This is a genomic window from Marinobacter sp. X15-166B, from assembly GCF_001752365.1.
In the GTDB taxonomy this organism is placed as follows: Bacteria; Pseudomonadota; Gammaproteobacteria; order Pseudomonadales; family Oleiphilaceae; genus Marinobacter.
On record NZ_MEIY01000001.1, the window covers coordinates 2,951,860 to 2,971,901 of the forward strand.

The 20,042-nt window shown below is 59.4% G+C and carries 19 protein-coding genes, 1 tRNA gene and 1 pseudogene; 8 read left to right on the top strand and 13 right to left on the bottom strand.

What is annotated here, in order from left to right; all coding sequences use genetic code 11:
• Positions 1 to 40: 40 nt before the first annotated feature.
• The 8 genes from BG841_RS13830 to flgA form a co-directional block, all read right to left on the bottom strand.
• Positions 41 to 1,897 (bottom strand): methyl-accepting chemotaxis protein, encoded by a 1,857-nt coding sequence (locus BG841_RS13830; RefSeq protein WP_070058846.1) that lies wholly within the window; start codon positions 1,895 to 1,897, stop codon positions 41 to 43.
• A gap of 227 nt (positions 1,898 to 2,124) precedes the next feature.
• Positions 2,125 to 2,748, bottom strand: a complete 624-nt coding sequence (locus BG841_RS13835) for a CBS domain-containing protein (protein ID WP_070058183.1) — start codon at positions 2,746 to 2,748, stop codon at positions 2,125 to 2,127.
• A 75-nt stretch (positions 2,749 to 2,823) separates the two neighbouring features.
• Positions 2,824 to 3,954 carry an FAD-dependent 5-carboxymethylaminomethyl-2-thiouridine(34) oxidoreductase MnmC gene (gene mnmC / locus BG841_RS17465; protein ID WP_228141737.1) on the bottom strand — a complete coding sequence of 377 codons (1,131 nt, stop codon included), beginning with the start codon at positions 3,952 to 3,954 and terminating at the stop codon, positions 2,824 to 2,826.
• Complete coding sequence (gene mnmD, locus BG841_RS17470) at positions 3,863 to 4,717, bottom strand: tRNA (5-methylaminomethyl-2-thiouridine)(34)-methyltransferase MnmD (RefSeq protein ID WP_228141666.1); 855 nt, start codon at positions 4,715 to 4,717, stop codon at positions 3,863 to 3,865. Before mnmD ends, mnmC begins: the two co-directional genes overlap by 92 nt.
• Complete coding sequence (locus tag BG841_RS13845) at positions 4,717 to 5,274, bottom strand: peptidylprolyl isomerase (protein ID WP_083260336.1); 558 nt, start codon at positions 5,272 to 5,274, stop codon at positions 4,717 to 4,719. The genes mnmD and BG841_RS13845 overlap by 1 nt, the downstream gene beginning before the upstream one ends.
• A gap of 226 nt (positions 5,275 to 5,500) precedes the next feature.
• A complete protein-coding gene (locus tag BG841_RS13850) occupies positions 5,501 to 5,971 on the bottom strand; it encodes a flagella synthesis protein FlgN (RefSeq protein ID WP_070058184.1) in 471 nt (156 codons plus the stop codon).
• A 7-nt stretch (positions 5,972 to 5,978) separates the two neighbouring features.
• Entirely contained in the window at positions 5,979 to 6,287 is a 309-nt protein-coding gene (gene flgM / locus BG841_RS13855; RefSeq protein ID WP_070058185.1) for a flagellar biosynthesis anti-sigma factor FlgM, read from the bottom strand.
• 175 nt (positions 6,288 to 6,462) lie between these two features.
• The gene (flgA, locus tag BG841_RS13860) at positions 6,463 to 7,170 is read right to left on the bottom strand and encodes a flagellar basal body P-ring formation chaperone FlgA (protein WP_070058186.1); all 708 of its coding nucleotides are present in this window, start codon (positions 7,168 to 7,170) and stop codon (positions 6,463 to 6,465) included.
• Between the two features lie 191 nt (positions 7,171 to 7,361).
• Here flgA and BG841_RS13865 point away from each other — a divergent pair, with 191 nt between their 5' ends.
• Together BG841_RS13865 and BG841_RS13870 are read left to right on the top strand one after the other, a co-directional pair.
• Positions 7,362 to 8,300 carry a chemotaxis protein CheV gene (locus tag BG841_RS13865; protein ID WP_070058187.1) on the top strand — a complete coding sequence of 313 codons (939 nt, stop codon included), beginning with the start codon at positions 7,362 to 7,364 and terminating at the stop codon, positions 8,298 to 8,300.
• 13 nt (positions 8,301 to 8,313) lie between these two features.
• On the top strand, positions 8,314 to 9,144 hold the full coding sequence (locus BG841_RS13870) for a CheR family methyltransferase (protein ID WP_070058188.1): 831 nt from the start codon (positions 8,314 to 8,316) through the stop codon (positions 9,142 to 9,144).
• A 33-nt stretch (positions 9,145 to 9,177) separates the two neighbouring features.
• On the opposite strand, the gene BG841_RS13875 is transcribed toward BG841_RS13870, so the two are convergent.
• Positions 9,178 to 9,780 carry a DUF938 domain-containing protein gene (locus BG841_RS13875; RefSeq protein ID WP_070058189.1) on the bottom strand — a complete coding sequence of 201 codons (603 nt, stop codon included), beginning with the start codon at positions 9,778 to 9,780 and terminating at the stop codon, positions 9,178 to 9,180.
• Between the two features lie 51 nt (positions 9,781 to 9,831).
• A complete protein-coding gene (locus BG841_RS13880; protein ID WP_070058190.1) occupies positions 9,832 to 10,782 on the bottom strand; it encodes an AEC family transporter in 951 nt (316 codons plus the stop codon).
• Positions 10,783 to 11,433: 651 nt separating this feature from the next.
• Between BG841_RS13880 and BG841_RS13885 the strand changes: the two are divergent.
• Together BG841_RS13885 and alr are read left to right on the top strand one after the other, a co-directional pair.
• Positions 11,434 to 12,694: pseudogene (locus BG841_RS13885) on the top strand (D-amino acid dehydrogenase).
• A gap of 93 nt (positions 12,695 to 12,787) precedes the next feature.
• Positions 12,788 to 13,873: an alanine racemase gene (gene alr / locus BG841_RS13890; protein ID WP_070058191.1), complete on the top strand. Its 1,086-nt coding sequence runs from the start codon at positions 12,788 to 12,790 to the stop codon at positions 13,871 to 13,873.
• 168 nt (positions 13,874 to 14,041) lie between these two features.
• On the opposite strand, the gene BG841_RS13895 is transcribed toward alr, so the two are convergent.
• The 3 genes from BG841_RS13895 to BG841_RS13905 form a co-directional block, all read right to left on the bottom strand.
• A tRNA-Ser gene (locus BG841_RS13895) sits at positions 14,042 to 14,132 on the bottom strand.
• 135 nt (positions 14,133 to 14,267) lie between these two features.
• Positions 14,268 to 14,597, bottom strand: a complete 330-nt coding sequence (locus BG841_RS13900) for a branched-chain amino acid transporter permease (protein WP_070058192.1) — start codon at positions 14,595 to 14,597, stop codon at positions 14,268 to 14,270.
• On the bottom strand, positions 14,590 to 15,294 hold the full coding sequence (locus BG841_RS13905; RefSeq protein WP_070058193.1) for an AzlC family ABC transporter permease: 705 nt from the start codon (positions 15,292 to 15,294) through the stop codon (positions 14,590 to 14,592). The genes BG841_RS13900 and BG841_RS13905 overlap by 8 nt, the downstream gene beginning before the upstream one ends.
• A 167-nt stretch (positions 15,295 to 15,461) precedes the next feature.
• On the opposite strand from BG841_RS13905, the gene BG841_RS13910 reads away from it, so the two are divergent.
• The 4 genes from BG841_RS13910 to uvrC all read left to right on the top strand — a co-directional run bounded on the left by BG841_RS13910 (position 15,462) and on the right by uvrC (position 20,042).
• Positions 15,462 to 17,084: a methyl-accepting chemotaxis protein gene (locus BG841_RS13910; protein WP_070058848.1), complete on the top strand. Its 1,623-nt coding sequence runs from the start codon at positions 15,462 to 15,464 to the stop codon at positions 17,082 to 17,084.
• 82 nt (positions 17,085 to 17,166) lie between these two features.
• Complete coding sequence (locus tag BG841_RS13915) at positions 17,167 to 17,424, top strand: hypothetical protein (RefSeq protein WP_070058194.1); 258 nt, start codon at positions 17,167 to 17,169, stop codon at positions 17,422 to 17,424.
• A gap of 91 nt (positions 17,425 to 17,515) precedes the next feature.
• Positions 17,516 to 18,175 carry a UvrY/SirA/GacA family response regulator transcription factor gene (uvrY, locus tag BG841_RS13920; protein WP_070058195.1) on the top strand — a complete coding sequence of 220 codons (660 nt, stop codon included), beginning with the start codon at positions 17,516 to 17,518 and terminating at the stop codon, positions 18,173 to 18,175.
• Complete coding sequence (uvrC, locus tag BG841_RS13925; protein ID WP_070058196.1) at positions 18,159 to 20,042, top strand: excinuclease ABC subunit UvrC; 1,884 nt, start codon at positions 18,159 to 18,161, stop codon at positions 20,040 to 20,042. Before uvrY ends, uvrC begins: the two co-directional genes overlap by 17 nt.

Sequence of the window (20,042 nt, forward strand, 5' to 3'; positions counted from 1 at the left end):
GGGTGCGGTAGCCGCACTCCGTCAACGACGGCACCCGTGGTTAAACGCTGAAGCGCGAGACCTGGGTTTTCAGGGTGTCTCCCAGCCGGGCCAGCTCGTTGCTGGCACCGGCGACCTGATCTGCACTGACCGCCGACTGGTCACTGATGTCTCGGATATGAGTGACGTTCAGGTTGATCTCTTCCGCTACCGAAGACTGTTGCTCGGCGGCGGTGGCGATCTGGCTGTTGAACTGGCGGATCGAGTCAACGGCCTGGGCAATCTGCTGAATGGTTTCGCCGGTGGTGCGGGCGCTGTCGAGCGTCTTACCCGCCAGTTGGTTGCCGGATTCCATCGCCGTCACCGACCTTTCCGCACTGGACACCAGGTTGGTGATCAGGGTCTCGATTTCGCTGGCGGAGGTCTGGGTCCGCTGGGCCAGCGACCTGACTTCATCGGCGACCACTGCAAATCCGCGGCCTTGTTCACCGGCGCGGGCGGCTTCGATCGCGGCGTTGAGGGCGAGCAGGTTGGTCTGCTCGGCGACCGACTTGATCACATCCAGCACAGAGCCGATGTTTTGAGTGTCGGCCTGCAGGTCATGCAATTGCTGCATCACGTTTTCCACCAGACCGTTCAGTTCGCTGACGTAAGACAGGGTCTCGCCAACCACGGCTTCCCCCTGGGTGGTTGTCTCGCTGGCCTCGGCTGCGGCACTGAACGCCTCCTCGGCGCTCTTGGCCACATCGTTGACGGTGGCCACCATCTCGTTCATGGCAGTGGCGACCTGGTCGGTCTGGTCACGTTGCTGAGACATATCCTGGCTGGTTCTCGCGGTAATTTCGGACAGTTCGCCCGTCGAGGTGGCCATGTCTTCCGAGCCGTTGTTGATGTCTTTTACCAGCGACCGCAGGTTGGTGACCATGCTGCCCAGTGCATTGAGCAGCCGGCCAAGCTCATCCCCACGCTCCGAGTGCACGTCGTCCCGCAGATCTCCGGAGGCTACGTTGGTGGCAACGTTTACCGCTTCCCGCAGCGGCATCAGGATGGTGCGCGCCAGACTCCAGGCCAGCAGAACACCGGCAAGCAGAGCTATGGCAATGGCGACGCCAATCATCACCATTGCGTTGCGGTGGTCGCGCTCCATATTGTCGAGCTGAATGCCCTGCAGGGTTTCAGCAGCCTCGACAATCTGACGGGCGGTCTGCACCAGACGCTCTTCCAGCGCGGCCAGTTCAGCGGCCCTGCTGACTGCGGCGTCAAACGTACTCATGTAAGCGTTGAACAGCGTAATGACTTCCTCCTTGGCGACATCGTGGGCAAAAGACGCCTCGATGGAGTCGATCGCTTGCTCCCCCTCTTGCTTGAACTCTGCAATGGCGGCTCTGTCGTTCTGGATCAGAAAACTACGCTCGTGGTTGCGCATGTTCCGGATCGCCCGGGCCGCCATATAAAGCTGCGCTTCGGTGTTCAGGCGGCTGACCGTCAGGCTGGCATCCTGCTCGAGTTGTTCCACCACCTCGTTGCGGGCGTGGCGGCTGTCCGCCAGAGATTGCAGCAAAGCGTTATACTGGCTGGCGCCATCCTCCACAGTGGACAGCAGGGCCAGGTCGCTGGCTACCTGGAGGTGGTTGTGGAGGTCTTTGGCAATGGCGCTGGCAGCGTCGCTGGATTGGGTGGCCCGCGCGAGTTCCTCCTCGTCGCCCCTGAGCATGAAGTTTTTTTCGTGAATGCGTGCACTGGTCAGTGCGTTACTCATGGCGTCGGCCTGAACAACAATAAAGGTTCGTTGACTGAAATTGTTCAACTGGATGATACCCACTACCCCTACCAGAGCGGCGAGGACAATCAGCAGACTGAAGCCGATGACCAGCTTGCGTCCAATAGAGATCGAAGAGAGGTAGCGTGATAATGCCATGATGACAATTAACTCCAATATTTTAGTAAGTTAGAATGGGTTTTTGACTCAATGTATGTCTTTCAGGGGCAATAATCGTGCCGCGATTCAAGGGCGGCCAATCCACCTTTTCCGGCATAAGAACAGGGCGACCGGGGTGAATATGGCACACCGGCTTCCTGCCGGCCAGCCACTTTGTGTCTGTTGGTGTTATTTAACATGTTGTAGTGTAAAGATTTATACGGGTGCTAGGCGTTGCCTTCCCGGCGGCCGGCCTCTGCATACAGTTGCAGGTAATCGCTGGCGGTTACTATGCCGACGGGCAGGGCGGCCTGATCGAGGATCAGGGCGGCTCGCAGTTGGTGGGCGAGCATCAGGCGTGCCAGGTCGTGGGCGTCGGTCTCGGGGGATGCACTCAGAAACGCTGGCAGCTCAATTTCGTTGAACACTTGCAATGCGGCCCTGGCCTGCCGCTGGTAGAGCCAGCGCAGGATCCAGTCCGCGCTGATCAGACCGGCAATGTCGTTCCGGTCGGTCAGCAGCAGATGGTGGATGCTGTTCCGGGCCATTGTGGTCAGTGCGTCCGCCATGGTCGCTCTGGCGGACAGGGTGACCAGTTTGGGGGTGGCCAGGTCCGCCACCGGCAAGTAGGGTCTGTGTTCTTCCGGCTCGACTCGCACTACCCCGCCGTAGCCGGCAACCGCACGTTGAGCGCGATGCCGGGCATTCTGGCCAGCATCCGTCGCCTGATTGTTCTTCGGGTCAGAGGCTTGTGCTGGGGTACCGGCTGTCACCGACGCCACCGGTCGGTGATTGGCGGCCACCACCTGAATCCCCCGGGGTCTGCCGGGTTCGCTCACAAATATCGCCATGGCCCCTCCAAAGTGATGCTGGCACGCGGGTTCGAGAAATGCTTACCAAGGTTATCGGCAGGGATGCTCAGGAGTTTAGCCGGTCGCAAGGCGGCAGCGTTCCGGTCTCACCCGGGACCGTAATTCCGACGGCAGCGCCTCCGGCTGGTCGCTCAGGCAGTCGGCCAACCACTCTGCCAGCAACGGCGCCAGCGTCAATCCTTTGCTGCCCAGACCGGTGAACACCGTGATACCCATGGCGTTACCCCGGGTGTCCGTCAGTTCACCGGCGATGGGCTGATAATCATGGGTGGCGCAGCGGAAGCCCACCCGACCGGTCAGATCTTCCAGGGCTGGCCGCTCCTGCTGCCAGAGGTCGGCAATCATCCCCTCCAGTTCGGTCAGGTTCTCGGTGTGGCTGTGGTTGGTCACCGCCGGGGTGGTGTCTTTGAGGTCGAAGGTTGCGCCGGCCAGGCAAAAGCCATCGCTGGCGGGATTCAGGTAACGCTGTCCGCAGATTACCGCCCGTGGTGGTTTGAGTTGCGCGCTGCTGAACTGGGTGATCTGCCCGCGGATCGCTTTCATTCGGTAGCCCGGTTCGGGCAGCAGCGCTGGGGTTTCGTGACCGCCGCACAACACCACGTGATCGCTGTCCAGAGTGGGGTGGTCGGTGATCACCTGCCAGCGGCCATCCTGTCGCGATAATCTTGAGACCCGGTGCCCCCACACGGTGGTTATATTCGGGTGTTTCAACAAGTGGCGGCACAGTTCCGCCGGTTTCAGCCAGCCACTGGCCGGGAACCAGAGGCCGCCGCAGGCAAGCTCTGTACCGGTCAGGGCCCGGGCTTGCGTGGCACTGACGGCGTGTACAACTTCCGGTGGATAGACGTTGTTTTCCAGAAAGCGGACCTGGCGACGCTGTTCTTTGTCATCGTAGGCCAGCTGCAGCACCCCGGTGGGAAACCAGAGTTGGCGGGCCAGCGGCCGGTAAAACGCCTGACTGAACAGCAAGGAACTGAGGGCCAAAGCGGTTTCGGTGCTGTAATTAACCCCCAGTTTCACATACAGCGCCCCCTGGCTGTTGCCGGACGCCCCCTGGCCCGGACCCTCCTTCGCGTCCATCACGGTTACCTTCTTACCGCGCCGTGCCAGGTTGTTTGCCAGCAGACAACCGGCGATACCCGCGCCAATGACCGTGACCGATGAGGGGGCGCCACTGGCCCGCAGCGGGGATGGGGGGGTCGTGGGGGGGCTCGGCGGGCTCAAAGCGACCGGCAAGCATGTTGCGTTTGAAGCCGTACCCCGGGGGCTTGCGCATGCTGAATCCGGCAGCCTGCAATCCGCGACGCACCCGCCCCACGGCGGTAAAGGTAGCCAGCGTGGTGCCGGGTTTGCTGTGGCGCGCCACCGCATCCACCACCTCGTCCACCCAGAGCTGTGGGTTCACCGCCGGAGCGAAGCCGTCGAGAAACCAGGCGTCGGCGGTGAATCTCATGGTGTGCCAGCCTTCCACCGCGTCACCAAAGAAAAGACTGAGCCGCACCTGGCCGTCATCCAGCAAGCGGCGATGCAGGCCGCGGGTCAGGGGTGGGTATTGCTCGTGCAGCGCCGCGGCTAATTCCGACAATTCGGGCCAGAGTTGATGGCTTTTCGCCAAATCCTCGACGGTCAGGGGGTAGCGTTCCACCGAAACAAAATGCAACACGGCGCCCGCAGGGGGGGCGCACCGACGCCACAGTTGCCACACCGCCAGAAAGCTCAGGCCGGTGCCAAACCCTGATTCGGCCACCACAAACGACTCGCCCGCTTGCAGCCGGCGAAACCGTGCTTCCAGTTGATTGTGTTGCAGAAAAACATAGCGGGTTTCTTCCAGGCCGTCGTTACGGCTGAAATAGACATCACCAAATTGCTCGGATTCCGGCTGGCCGTCCCGCCATCGAACCCGGGCGGATTCGATGGCGGGCGCTGGCAGGGGAGGCTGAATCTGCATCACTCGGCCTGTTCGGCAGCCCGGGTGATGCGGGTGATGTAAACCGTGTTGACGGGGACGTCGCGCATGCCTTTACGGTAACCGGTTTGTTGGCTGGCGATGGCGTCGGCGACCCCCAGGCCCTCGGTAATGCGGCCGAACACCGCGTAGCCTGCCCCCCGAACCCCGGCGTTCAGAAATTCGTTATCCACCAGGTTGATGAAAAACTGGCTGGTGGCGGAGTCGGGGTTACTGGTGCGGGCCATGGCAATGGTGCCGCGCAGGTTCTTGTAGGTCGGACGGGCTTCGTTTTGGATGGCGGCCCGGGTGGCTTTGCGGCGAAGCTGGTCATCAAAGCCGCCCCCTTGAATCATAAAGCCGGGAATCACCCGATGAAAAATCGTACCGTCGTAAAACCCGCTGTCCACGTAGGCGAGAAAATTCTTGACCGTGACCGGAGCAACGTCGGGGCGCAGGGTCAGTTCCATATCGCCCTCGGTGGTGCTGATGATGACCCTGGGTAAAGCTTGTGCCGGGCTTTCCGCGCCATCATTTACCTCAGCATGGGCTGTTGGCATGGCGAGCAGGGCGGAGAATAACAGGATGAACCGAATCACGGCGGGGATTGGGGGGGTGGTTTTTGTCGATGGTACGCTGTTCACTGATCTGCGCCTCTGTGTCGGTCAGGAATCCGGATTGCAAGGTTTTGATGGGAGCGGAGTTTAGCAGATTTATCGTCGGGTTGGGCGTGCTGGAGGGTATAAAAAACCCCGCTGGCGGCGGGGTTTTGGGGAAACTTGCGGGTCAGGCGCTGGCCAGGATGGTGCGCTGATTGACGGACGTTTGCTCGCCGCTCGCGCCGTACAGCTTCTGCTGACCGGTGGCACCGCGAAAGATGTCGCTGAGCCGATGCAGGCGTTTTTGCAGATGGCTGACAATCCGGCTGTTGATGCTGTTCATCGCCTGACATTCGTCCAGCGCGAGCTGTGCGGTCGCCCACAGGTCATGCAGCTCGGTGAGCCCCGCGCTGCGGATAAACCGGGAGGGACTGCCGCTCTCCGGACGGTAGCCCATCTTGACCAGAATATGGATCTTTTGTTTTGCGCGTTCGCGCACCTGTTCCAGCAAGGTGTTTTTCTGCTGGGTCAGGGGTGCGATGGCCTTGACGTCGGACGCGGTCAGGCTGTCTTTTTCCGCTTTCAACAGCGCCGCCAGCTCATGGAGCTGGCGGATGTCTTCCCGTAAAAGAACTTCAAGCTCGTCGGTAATCGCCATAATTTACTCACCCAAAAATGCTTTCATCCATATCAAGCATTTTCTGGGCCAGTTTTTCCGCATCCACTTTGTAAGAGCCGTCGGCAAGGGCTGCCTTGATCTGCTCAACGCGGCTGTCATCGACTTCCGGCACCTGGTCGAGCTGCTGCTTGAGCTGCTGCATGCTGCTAAGGCTCACTTTGTCGCCTTGCGGGGCCGCAACCCGGGGGGCTGCCGGGTCGGGCGAAGCCGGCAGGGGCGGGGTTACCGGCTGATCAGCCGCGGTTCTCCGGGTGTTGACCTGGCCGGAGCCAATTCCATTTAGGTCGATTGACATAGCGATACCTGTGTTCTGTTGCTGCCGTGGGTTTGGCGAATCTTGGTGTATGACCGTCTATCGGCCGCCGTTCTGAAACCTTTAGACAAATTTTACGGTTATCTGTCAGGAATTTCGGCGGCAAGGGTTGGCCGGCCGGTGGCCTGGCTCTGCCGTGAGGGCATGGCCTTGCCGCTCACATGGAAACCTCAACCATGCCCGGTGCCGTCACCCGGGCTTTCACCTGGCGTGATGACGACAGGTTTTCCACCAGAACCTGTTCGCCAATGCGGCCATTGGCGAGCGCTTTGCCCCGGGAGCTTACCGAAAAACCGCCGGATTGTGCGGTAATCATAACATGGTCTCCCCGCTGGACGGCATCCGGTGCGCTGACCAGATCCGCAGTAAACACGGTGCCAGCGCGCACCGAGCGGCGCAGTTCCATGCCCGTCAACGTGGCCGGGTCGGTGATGGGTTCCCGCCTTGAGGCATTCAATTGGGCGGTCCTGGGCTCGAACGCATCGGCGCTGATGCGGTCGCCCCGGGCGAGCAGTCGGGATGCCACCAGCACATCTCCGTAAATGGACACCGTGGTGGGTAGAAATATCCGCCACGGCTGCTGTCCTGTGCAGCGCACCTGCAGTGATGGATTGGGGGTTTTCCAGGGGTCGGTATTGAAGCCCACGGACAGCTCCTTTTCACAGGACCGCAGCGACAAGCGCGCATCGACATGACTGAGGGCGTATTCCACCCGGTGGCCCCGGGCTTGCTGGGTGGCCGCAAATCCACCAAGAAAACGGCTCGCCGCAGCCTCGATCTGTTCGGGTGCGGCCGTTTTCGCCGGGGCGGCGGCTGCGGTGGTCACCGCAAGCATACCAATGAGGAAAACCATGATTGCGCGCATAACTGTGTGGGTGTCCTGTGCTCCGGGCGCGGACGTACGCGCGGCGGTAGCGATAATTCTAAATGTTCCGGATAATCGGCCGTTAAGGCGTATAACCGCTGAAGCCATGAACCGTCAGTAATCTGTCATCATGGTGAATGCAGCAAGAAACGTGCCCGGGATGAGATGCCTGAGCGAGCAGGAGAGTTTTAATGGCAGGGGTACTGCATAACGTCAATCAGCGCACACAATTGGTCGGGCAAAACCGGCTGGAGTTGTTAATGTTTCGCCTGCGGGGCCGGCAGGTCTATGGCATCAACGTGTTCAAGGTGAAAGAAATACTGCCTTGCCCGAAACTGTACTCCTTGCCCAAGAGTCAGCCGGTTATTCGCGGCGTGGCGCACATTCGCGGTGAAACCATACCGATTATCGATTTGGGCCAGGCCATCGGGTTCCCGGCAATACCTGAAGAGAAGCTGGCGTCGAGTTTTGTCATTATCACCGAATACAACCGCCATACGCAGGGGTTTCTGGTCGCCAGCGTGGATCGCATTGTCAACATGAACTGGGAAGAAATTCTGCCGCCCCCCAAAGGCGCTGGCAGAGATGTTTATCTGACTGCGGTCACCAACATTGACGATAACCTTGTAGAAATCATCGACGTGGAAAAGGTACTGGCAGAAGTTTCACCGAGATGTGAAGACGTCACCGAGGCGGTGTTGAGCAAGGCTGAGGTCGGCCGCACCCAGACGTTACCTATTCTGGTGGTGGACGACTCGGTGGTTGCCCGTCGGCAGATCGAGCGTTGTATGGCAGCGGTTGGGCTGGAGGTTGTTGTCAAAAATGACGGTCAGCAGGCGCTGGATTACCTGCAGGAGCTGACTGCGGATGGCTCCAGCGCGCGGGACCATTTAGCCATGATGATTTCAGATGTGGAGATGCCGGAGATGGACGGTTATACTCTCGTCACCCAGTGCAAGGCAGACCCGAAATTGAGCGATTTGTTTGTCATGCTGCACACGTCCCTGAGCGGTGTTTTTAACCGTGCATTGATCGAGAAAGTGGGTGCAGACGACTTTATGGTCAAGTTCTCCGCAGATGAGCTGGTGGAGCGTGTCATGACGGTCATGGATCAGCACAACCAGGTCTGAAACAAACGAATTAATGAAGTCAGAAATCACCCCGCAGGATTACGAAGCCTTCCAGGCTTTCCTTCAGGACGCCTGTGGCATCCTGCTGGGAAGCAATAAGCAATATCTGGTCAGGAGTCGCCTGCGCAGGATTCTCGAAGAATATCGTCTGGACTCACTCGGCGGCTTGTTGCGCAGTCTCAACCGCCCGGGCAGCGGGCCATTGCGTGAGCGGGTGATCGACGCCATGACCACCAACGAAACCCTGTGGTTCCGGGACGACCATCCGTTTCGGATATTGTCCGAGAAATTGCTCCCCGAATTTGCCGCCCGCAATAACCCCATGAACCCTCTGCGGATCTGGTCCGCGGCCTGTTCGACCGGGCAAGAACCCTACTCCATTGCGATGGCGGTGGAGGAGTACCGGCGGCTGCGACTGGGTCAGCTCCGGGATGTACGTATCACCGCCACGGATATTTCCAGAAGTGTGTTGGCGATAGCCCGCCGCGGCGAGTACGACATGATTGCCATCAGCCGGGGGCTTGCCCCCGAACGCCAGCAAGCTTTTTTTATACCGTCCGCCAGCGGCAGCTGGCAGATCAGCGCCAACATCAAGCGGATGGTTGAATTCAGGGAGCTGAATCTGCTGGATGGATTCGCGTTCGGGAAGCTGGACGTGGTGTTCTGCCGGAACGTGCTGATCTATTTTTCGGCGGCGCTCAAAAAAGACATCCTGACCCGCATTCACGCCACCCTGAACCCGGGGGGCTATCTGGTGCTCGGAGCGTCAGAATCGCTGAACGGATTGCCCGAGCTGTACGAGATGGTGCAGTGCCATCCCGGCATCATCTATCGGAAACGGTGAAACCGGACGTCTGCGCTTTGGCAGCAGACCGCCTCAGTGAGGTTTTCTCCACACCAGCAGCCGGTTGTTCGCTGGCATTTCATGATCCTGCTCCAGCATCAGTCCTGCGTTGGCAGCCAGGACCTCCAGATCCTCCAGATTGCGTATGCCCATGTGAGCGGCCTGGCTTTTGAGATGCTGGTCAAACTGTTGGTTGCTGGCGCTGGTGTAGCGGCCGTTGTAATTGAAGGGGCCGTACAGGCAGAAAGCACCCCCCGCCTCCAGTAACTCGCCAACGCCGGTGAACATCGCGATAACTTCCGGCCACGCCATAATGTGCGCGGTGTTGGCGGAAAATACCGCTGATACCCGTTCGACTGGCCACTCCGGCTGGGCCACGTCCAGTTCGATCACCGGCCGAATATTGGCCAGCTCCGCGTGCTCGATCCGGGCCTCGCTGAGCCTGTTCGCTTGCGGGTGGTCGCTGGGTTGCCAGTTCAGGTGTGGCAGGGCCGAGGCAAAGTGCACCGCGTGCTGACCGGTGCCACTGCCGATTTCCAGAACGGTGCCCGGCGTGCGGAACACGTTTATGAGCACGTCGAGAATAGGGTGCTTGTTGTTTTCGCACGCTTGCGAGTAGGGCAGTCCGTCAGTCATGGCATGGTTGTCCGGCAGTAAAACAGGATGAGCTCGTCTAGTGTACCACTTTTAAATCAGTCCGCTGGCGCGCAGAACAAAGACCCCGGCTGTGATGGTCACACTCGCCAGCAAGGTGGTGATGGCGATGATATTGGCGGCCAGTTTGTAATTACCGTTCAACGCCTTAACCATCACAAAACTGGCAGCCGCAGTGGGGCTGGCAAAAAACAAAAATAACAGGCCGAGTTCGGGCCCGCTGAAGCCCACCGCCCAGGCTGCGGCTGTACATAGTGATGGAATCGTGACCATTTTCATCAGGCTGGCACTGGTGGCGGTTTTGCTGTCATTGCGCATAGAGCTTAACGACAGGGTGCCGCCGATGCACAACAGCGCCAGCGGCAGGGTCAGAGCCGCGAAGTAATCACCGCTGGTCATCACCCAGCCGGGCAGGGCAACTTCGTACCCGGCCACCGGGACCGCAATGACGACTGCGAGAATCAACGGGTTACGGCTAATATCGGTCACTATGGCCTGCCAGCTGAGACGGTTGCTGTCCTGATACGCGGCGAGCGCAATCACCGAAAGAACGTTGTAGGAAATAATCACCACGCCGAGCAGGATGCCCCCGGCCGACAGCCCGTAGTCGCCGTAAAGACTAGCGGCAAGGGCCAGCCCCACGATACCGCCGTTGCCCCGGAAGGCGCCCTGGACATACACACCCCGGTCCGCCGCCACGGGGACGCGCACAAGCGCCCAGAGCCAGCAAAATAAAAAGCTGCCAACGGTTGCGAGGGTAAAGAACACGATCAGTGACGGGTTGAGCGCGGTACTCAGGTCCGCCCGCACAATGCTCAAAAATATCAGCGTCGGCAGGGTTGCCTTGAACACCAGGGCTGAGCCGGTGTTGATGAACGCGCCGTCTATCCAGCCGATGCGCCGGAGGCCAGCGCCAATGAACACCATGGCGAATACCGGCAGGGTGGTTTCAAGGGTCTGGCTGAAAACGCTCAATAAATTCATGGACGCAGGGTGCCGAAGGTTGATTGGGAGTGAAACAGTAAGCAGCGCACGGTCGAGGCTGAGCCATAGAGCGCAACCCGGACGAGCGCGGAATCAAGGGGTGTGAGTATATAGACGGCGGCGCAAATTGGACAGTAACCGCCGGTGACCGGGCCCGAAACCGCCGCGAACCCGTTAACAGAATGTACCGAAAGGCGGTGGGTTGTTTGCGCACTGCGGATTTGGCGACGGGCCCGATCATCGGCTTGTTATCAGCCTGGAGGCGTGTTTAAATTCGCGGCAATATTGCCCCTGCCCAGGCATCAGACTCTGAGCGGTTGGCTATCAAAAACTACAATAACTGCATTTTCTTTAGGTGGGGCGCTACGGTGAAGAACTGTTGTTTTCTGCTATTGCCTGAGTTCCGTAAATTTTGTCTTTCCAATTCAACTGATCCACGTCGCGGGGCGAGCCCTTTTTCGAGCGAGCCGGGTGATACCCGGGCACCGGTTTCATTACCCGCCACTGGCCGGGTGAATCAACCGGGCGTCGACGCTGTCGCTGGTTCCCTCTCACCAATCGCTTGCTGAGCTGTGTCAATTTGGCGAAAAGTGTAGCCCTGCCGGGGTTACTGAGTTTCCAATCTATGCCCTATGGCGGAGTTTTAACATCATGAAAGTTCTTGTATTGGGAGGCGGTGTTGCAGGTGTTTCCACCGCGTGGAATCTGGCCGGTTCCGGTCATGAGGTGACCGTTGTCGAGCGCTGTTCTGCGGTAGCCGCCGAAACCAGCTTTGGCAATGCGGGCATGCTGTCGTACGGGTATACCAGTCCCTGGGCGGCGCCTGGCATCCCGCTGAAAGCCATGAAGTGGATGATGCAGGACATGGCGCCGATCCTGGTCAGTACCAGTTCGTTTAATGCGCGGACCGCCAACTGGCTGTTCCAGATGTTGGGGCAATGCGGCGAACAGGCGTATCGCACCAACAAGCAACGGATGTTGCGAATCTCGGAATATAGCCGGACCTGCCTGGAGGAGCTGGTCCGGGAGGTGCCACTGGACTTCGATCATCGCACCCAAGGCACCATCGAGCTGTTCCGCGACCAGCACAAAATGGAGTCCATCGACGCTGATCTCGCGACCCTCCGGGAGTGTGGCGTGGCCCACGAGCTGATCAATCACGCCGAGTGTATCCGGCACGAGCCGGCCCTTGCCCGGGTTGCGGAAAAAATTCGTCGGGGGGTTGCGCTTTCCCCAGGACGGCACCGGCGACTGTCATAAATTCACCACAGGTCTGGCGGCGCATTGTCGCGCTGCCGGAGTGCGGTTCCTGCTCAACACGGAAGTGCACCGGCTTGAAGCCTCCGCCGGGGAGATTACTGCGGTACATACCTCCGGGGGTGAGCTTTCGGCGGACGCTTACGTGGTTTGTTTGGGCAGTTACTCGCCATTGCTGCTGAACCCGCTGGGGTTCAAACTGCCGATTTATCCGATCAAGGGCTATTCATTGACCCTGCCATTGCTGGACGACGCCAAAGCGCCCCAGTCCACGGTCATGGATGAGGCGTTCAAGGTGGCGGTCACCCGGTTTGAGGACCGGATCCGGGTGGGCGGCACCGCCGAAATCGCCGATTTTGATCTGAGTCTGAAAGACAAACGGCGCAAGCCCACCGAATTTGTGGTCAATGACCTGTTCCCCGGTGCCGGCGACCTTGGCAAAGCCACATTCTGGTGCGGCCTGCGGCCTATGACGCCGGACAGTGTGCCGGTCATCGGTTCGACACCGATCAGCAATCTCTATACGAATACCGGGCATGGAACACTGGGCTGGACAATGTCGCAGGGTTCGGCGCGGTTGATTGCAGATGTCATCAATAACACGCCCCCCGAGATCGACCCTCAGGGTCTGTCGATCGACCGTTTTTTACACTAACCCGGCGCGATATGCAGGAGGCATGATCGATGAGATCAAGCACCGATATCGATGTCATAGCGATTCTGTCAACCAAGCGAATGAGTGGAAAATATGGCCAGACCCGCAGTCGCTGAAATCAGACTGGATAATCTTCGTGCCAATTATCAGTTGGCCGCTTCCCTGGCCCCTCACGGGCAAACCGTCGCGGTCGTCAAAGCCGACGCTTATGGCCACGGCGCGGCAGAGGTCACCGAATACCTCGCCCGGGAGGTTGGGGTGTTTGCGGTGGCGTGTATTGAAGAGGCGATGGCGCTGCGGACCGCCGGGTTGCGCCAGCCGATTTTGCTGCTGGAAGGATTTTTCGAGGCCGAAGAGCTGGACGTCATCGCCCGTGAGGGTTTCTGGACGGTGGTGCACAATCAGGAACAGTTGCACACCCTGGCAACCCGCTCGCTGTCCCGTCCGGTGCCGGTCTGGTTGAAAGTGGACACCGGCATGCACCGGCTCGGCTTCAGTCCCGCGCAGGCGGTCAGGGCGTACGATCAGCTGAAAAGTCTGCGTCAGGTAAAGAATCTGGTGGTGATGACCCATTTGGCCAACGCCGACGACTGCTCCGCCCCCGGAGTGTCGGTCGCGACTCAGGTTGCCCGGCTGCCCGCGACCTTTCTGGAACCGACGGTTGAGCTGAGTCTGGCCAATTCCGCAGGGCTGTTGGCCCATGAGCAGGTACGGGCCCACTGGCAGCGGCCCGGCATTATGCTCTATGGGGCGTCCCCGCTGACTGTAGACAATCCGGACAGCGCGCAACTGCGCCCGGTCATGACCCTCAAAAGCAAGGTCATCGCCACACGGTGGACCGATCGGGGCGCGGGTGTCGGTTATGGCGGACGTTTTCTGGCGGAGCGCCCGACCCGGGTAGGGACCGTCGCCATGGGCTATGCCGACGGTTACCCCCGGCAAGCGAATGACGGCACCCCGGTGTTGGTCGATGGCCAGCGTACCCGGCTGATTGGGCGGGTGTCGATGGACATGTTGACCGTGGATCTGACCGATCTGCCAGCGGCGGGCGTGGGCAGTGAGGTGGAGTTCTGGGGCGAAACCTTATCCGCCAACGAAGTGGCCGCCCACTGCGATACGATCGCTTACCATTTGTTTACCGGGGTCACCAGACGGGTGCCGCGCAAGTACCTCGGCTGATCCGGGGCATTGCTCTGTGGGCCGAACAGCGACGCCCTTCTGGGCGCAGCATCACCAAGGCTGGGGTGTGAGGCGGACAACGGCGAACAGGTGAAGTCTGATTCTGCCCCGGTTTTGCCCCAAGAACGAAAAAGCCCTGATCTATGTACATAGATCAGGGCTTTAAATTGGCGGAGAGGGAGGGATTCGAACCCTCGATACGCTATTCACGTATACACGCTTTCCAGGCGAGCGCCTTCAGCCACTCGGCCACCTCTCCAATAACTTGTTGAAACCCGCTCTTCAATAAACCGTTTTAAATCAGTGAGCTGATTTCAGGGCGCAAACTTTAATGGTTTTAAAAGGCTTTGGCAAGCGCGAATGCGCATTTCCGCCAATTATTTGTTTTATTGCCTTAACCCGGGAATTGCTGGATCAGCATGTAGCTTGCCGTGCCGGCGATAATCGACAGCAACGCATTGCGTTGCCACAGGTGCAGTATCGCCACGAGCGCGCTGGGAATCAATGCGTTGGCACCGAATGCCGGGGCTGACCAGTCGGCCGCCCGCGCCAGAAAAATGGTGACCAGCAAGGCCATGACGGCAGCCGGCAGGTACTTGCCCAGATGTTTCATCAACGGGTGATCGCTGTGACGAGACAGGAACAGAAACGGGGTGACCCGGGTTGCGAAGGTAGCCAGTGCGGCCACTGCGATAAACGCGGCCAGATAATAGGATTCAGCCATGGCGGTATTCCTCCGGGGCGGTCGGCGTGCGTGCCTGCAGGTACTCCAGGAGCAGGGCACCGGTTACCAGAGCAATCGCGCCAATCAACTGATGGGCCGCCGGCAGCAGCAGGATACCGGCGCCGGCACACAGGGCGCCCATCCACAGGGGTTTTTGCTCGCCCAGGGCTTTGTATTGCTCAATCGCCAGCACAATAAACAGGGCAATGAGTGCGAACTCCATGCCGGTACTGTCGAAGGTGAGTGCACTGCCCAGCCAGGCACCGGTGGCGCAGCCAATCAGCCAGTAGACTTGATTGTAGAGGGTGATCAGAAAGTCGGTGCGCTGTTCTTCCTCGCGGGAGCCGCTGCGTTCACGGCTGGTGAGCAGCGAATAGGTTTCGTCGGTGAGGCCGAAGATCAGGTACGGCTTGCGCCAGCCCGCGCCCTGAAACTGTCCCAGCAGGGACAGACCATAGAACAGGTGGCGGGCATTCAGCACCGCCATGGCGACGAATACTTCCAGCAGCCCGGCGTGGGCCGCCAACAGACCAATGGCCAGTATCTGGCCCGCCCCGGCGTAGATGATCAGCCCCATCAGCGGGGCAATCCACCAGGCGTAATCGAGTTGGCCGACAAACAAGATGCCAAAGGTCATCCCGAGGGGGAGGTAGCCGAACAGGATAGGCAGAGTCAAACGAAAGATGGAGTGGTTCATTAGCGTTCAGTTTGTTGAAAAACGATGATGTCAGGGAAACCGGGGCGGCTATTGCAGCGCGCAGGCGGGCTTCGTGGCTCGGGGGCTGATTGTACTGGGAAACCAGCGAAATAAAAATGTCATCAACGCTGCGTATGCTGCGGGACAGGTTTCGTCGGGGGGTGATCATGCTTGGAACGGCGCGTTCGCGAATACTGTGTTTTGCCTGTCTGTGTGTTGTTGCGTTGAGCGGTCTGGCGTCCTTGTCCTGGAACGTCATTCTCAAGGCCGAAGAAGCCTCTGGAACCCTGGTCCACACCAGTCTCAACGAATCCTGGTTGCTGCTGGACCTGGAGCAAAGCCACCGGGGGCTGCAGGATCTGGCCTATCAGATAAAAGCCCAGCTGCTGCTGTGGGAGGACATTGTGCCGCGGTTTGCCGAGCTGGAACGGACCATCCCCGCCCGTTGGCAAGCGGTCAGTAACGATCCCGGCCTGGACAGCTGGGCCGCCGAACACAGGGGGGAGTTTGACCGGGTCAGCGCATTGCTGGCGGCCATGGGCGAGGGCGTGCAGCAGCAGAGTTATTATCGCGTGGGCCAGGTCGTGGATTTTGAGTTGTTTCCTACGCTGCAGCCCATGCTGGCGGCCATTCAGCAGCGCCAGTTGCAGAGTCGCGGCCGGGTTGCCGCCGGCGCGGAGGACTTGCTGCAGTATCTGGGCGATCAGCAAGTGTGGCTGGCGGGTGGCTCGTTGGCCTTTCTTCTGGTGGTGGTCGTTATGACTCTGTGGTTGCGTCGCTCGGTTATTCTCCGGCTGCACGGGGTGGAGCGGAAACTGGTCGCCATGGAACGCACCAACGACCTGACCCGGGTGCCCGCGCTTGCGGGTCGGGATGAAGTGGCCGGGGTCAGTCGGGCGCTGGGCGCACTCGTCGGCCGATTCGAGCAGTTTATTGCGGATGTCCGAAGTGCCACCGAGGGCATCAATGCCCGTGCCGGTGCGCTGGACGAGGGGGCGGAAGTCTTGCAGGGGGATGCCGAACGCACCCGTCGGCAGATTCAGGATGTCAGCCGTTCCATGGCGTCCATCACTGACCGGGCAGCGGTCATAGAGCAGGCCGCGGACAGGTCGGCGGTGGTTGTCCGGGAGGCCGTTGCCGGCAATGCCGAGTTGCAGCAGAGCCTGAGCGTCAGCGAGGACGCCGCCGAACGAACGGTGGATGTGGTGACGCGGGTGGCTGCTGCGATTCAGGCACTGACCGACGCCAATGCCAACATCGAGCAGGTGACGGGGGTAATCGCCGATATTGCCGAGCAGACCAATTTGCTGGCGCTCAATGCGGCGATTGAAGCCGCCCGCGCAGGGGATCAGGGGCGCGGTTTTGCGGTAGTGGCGGATGAGGTCAGAACTTTATCCCGGCGCACCGCAGAGTCCACGGAGCGCATCGCGCAATGGGTACAGGGACTGACCGCGGGTGTGGGCCAGATGGACAGCTTGCTCACCGAAATGCGCGACGCCGGGGAACTGAATCAGGCGCATCTGGCGGGGCTGAAAATGCACCTCGAACGCCTGCAAGGGCGGTTTGTGCAGCTGGAAGGACACAGTGATCAAATCACCTCGGCGGTGTCCGTTCAGCGGGAAGAGGTCGTTCGGGTGGAGCGCGGCTCTGCGAAGCTGGATGAAAGGGCGGAATTCCTGATTGCAAGCGTGGCAGAGACACGGGGGATCAGTGAATCCTTACGACAGGAGTCTCTGGTCCTGCGGCGGTTGATGGCCCGTTTTCGCACTGCGCCAGACGGCACTGGCTAACCCCGGGCGATGGTTAGCCAGGTCAGGGGCTTTTCCCCGGTGATCATAAATCGTACCATGTCTGGTTTGAAAAGGAGCGTGTATGAACAGCCAGACAGGGCACCAGCCGCAACCGGATCCCCGGGAAGAGGAGTTCATCGTGGACAGCGAGTTATTGACGGAAGACCAGTTGACTGGTCTGGTTGAAGAATATTGCACCCGGTATCACGGTTTGAACGATACCGTGTCACCCCTGGCAGAAAAATCACGAGTGCTGGAGGCGGTGCGTAACGGCGAACTGGTGGTCTGGTTTGATCCGGTCGAAAACACCGCAGGGCTGGGCCGCCCAACGCATTCTTGAAGTGTGTCACTACCTTTACAGTATGCTAAAGGGTACAATTTATACCTGTTAATATGCTCCTTAGCAGCGTTAGCCTAGTACGGGGTGAGCTTTGATACGTATATTGGTTGTAGATGACCACGAACTGGTTCGGTCAGGCATTACCCGGATGCTTGGAGATAACCCCGACATTGAAGTCATTGGGCAGGCCGCCTCCGGTGAAGAAGCCATAGAGGCGGTTCGCAAGCAGCGCCCCGACATTGTGTTGATGGATCTGCGTATGCCCGGCATCGGAGGGCTTGAAGCTACGCGCCGTATTTTGCGTCAGGACGATTCCATCCGCGTGATTGTCGTGACGGTATGTGCGGACGACCCGTATCCCACACGGGTTATGCAGGCGGGCGCAACGGCTTATATCACCAAAGGGGCTGATATCGGTGAAATGGTACGCGCCATTCGCATGGCCCACGCCGGGCAGCGCTATATCAGCCCTGAAATCGCCCAGAAGATGGCTCTCAGGCAGTTGGGTGGCGATGCGGGTGGTGACGCATACGAATCCCTGTTCGACCGTTTGTCTGAACGCGAGATGCAGATAGCCATGATGGTCGTGGATTGCCACAAGGTTCAGGATATTTCCGACAAGCTCTATCTCAGCCCCAAAACGGTTAACAGCTACCGTTATCGAATCTTTGAAAAACTGAACATTTCCAGTGACGTCGAGTTGGCGTTGATGGCAGTAAGGCTCGGGTTGCTTGATGCCGACAAGGTTTGACGGCGGTCCGGACCTCACCGGCGAGCAACGAACTGAATCTGCAGGTTTCGATATTAAAAGCTTCTTGAAACAGCTGACCGAGCGCCCCGGCGTTTATCGTATGTACGATTCGGGCGGTGCCATCCTGTATGTCGGTAAGGCCGGCAACCTCAAAAAGCGGGTCAGCAGCTATTTCCGCGCGTCCGGGCTGAGCACCAAGACCGACGCATTGGTCAGCCGCATTGACCGCATCGAGGTCACCATCACCGGCAGTGAAACCGAAGCGCTGCTGCTTGAGCAGAACCTCATAAAATCGCTGCGGCCCCCGTACAATATTCTGCTGCGGGACGACAAATCCTATCCCTACATTTACCTGTCCTCCCACGCCGATTATCCCTCGCTGACCCTGCGCCGTGGACGCATGAAAAAGGACCGGGGAACCTGGTTCGGGCCCTTTCCCAGCTCGGGAGCGGTGAAGGAAAGTCTTAATGTTCTGCAAAAGATATTTCGCATAAGGGACTGTAGTGATAGCTTTTTCAGTAACAGGAACCGCCCCTGCCTGCAGTATCAGATCAACCGTTGTACTGCTCCCTGTGTGGGCTATATCTCGCCGGAAGAGTACCGTCAGGACATTGTCCACGCCACCATGTTTCTGGAAGGCAAGAACCCCGCCATTATTCGTGACCTGATGGCGCAAATGGAAGCCGCCGCCGCAGCTCTGGAATTTGAGAAAGCCGCGGCTGTCCGCGACCAGATTAACCACCTGCGACACGTGCAGGAGCAGCAGTCGGTGGACAGCGGCGGCGGTGACGCGGATGTGCTTGCCATCGCCCAGGACGCCGGGGTGGTGTGCGTGGTGGTGCTGATTGTGCGCGCCGGGCGGGTTTTGGGCACCAAAGAGTATTTTCCCCGTTATGTCATCGAGCAGACCGACGGGGAGTTGCTCAGCGCCTTTTTGGGGCAGTTTTATTTCGGTGGCAACACTCGCCGGGAAATTCCCCGGGATGTTCTGGTGCCGGTCGAGGTAGACGGAGGCGAGCTGCTGGCGGCGGCGCTTTCCGGGATGGCCGGTCGGGAAACGCGGATTCGTGGTAACGTGCGCGGCGAACGGAAACGCTGGTTGGAACTGGCGACCACTAATGCCCGGCAAACCCTATTGACCCATCTGGCCAGCAAAGAGACCGTGTACCGTCGTCTGCTGGCATTACGGGATCTGCTCCAGCTGGAGGATACACCCTCGCGGATGGAGTGTTTCGATATCAGTCACAGCCATGGTGAACACACGGTCGCATCCTGTGTGGTTTTCGATGAGAATGGCCCCGTGAAAGCGGATTACCGCCTCTATAATATCGAAGGTGTGACCGGGGGCGACGATTACGCGGCCATGCAGCAGGTGCTGACCCGGCGCTATCGGCGACTGGCCGCAGGCGAAGGCAAGCGGCCGGACCTGGTGTTGATCGACGGTGGTAAGGGGCAGCTTAATATCGCTCGAGAAGTATTTGAAAAGTTTGAGCTTTCTGGTATTCCTCTGATAGGCGTGGCCAAGGGGGCCGGTCGCAGAGCGGGTATGGAACAGTTGATTGATGCGATGTCCGGTAAAGTTTTCCGTGCCCCGGCCGATTCCCCGGCCTTGCACCTGATTCAGCATATCCGCGACGAGTCGCATCGCTTTGCGATTGCCGGACATCGTGCGGGCCGGGACAAGAAACGCCGCCAATCGACACTGGAAGGAATTGAGGGTGTGGGCCCTAAGCGCCGCCGGGAGCTGATTCGGTATTTTGGCGGCATACAGGAAATTCGTAAGGCGAGTGTGGATGAAATGGCCAAAGTTCAGGGCATCAGCCGATCCCTGGCGGAAACCATATACGCCGCTTTGCATGATGGATAG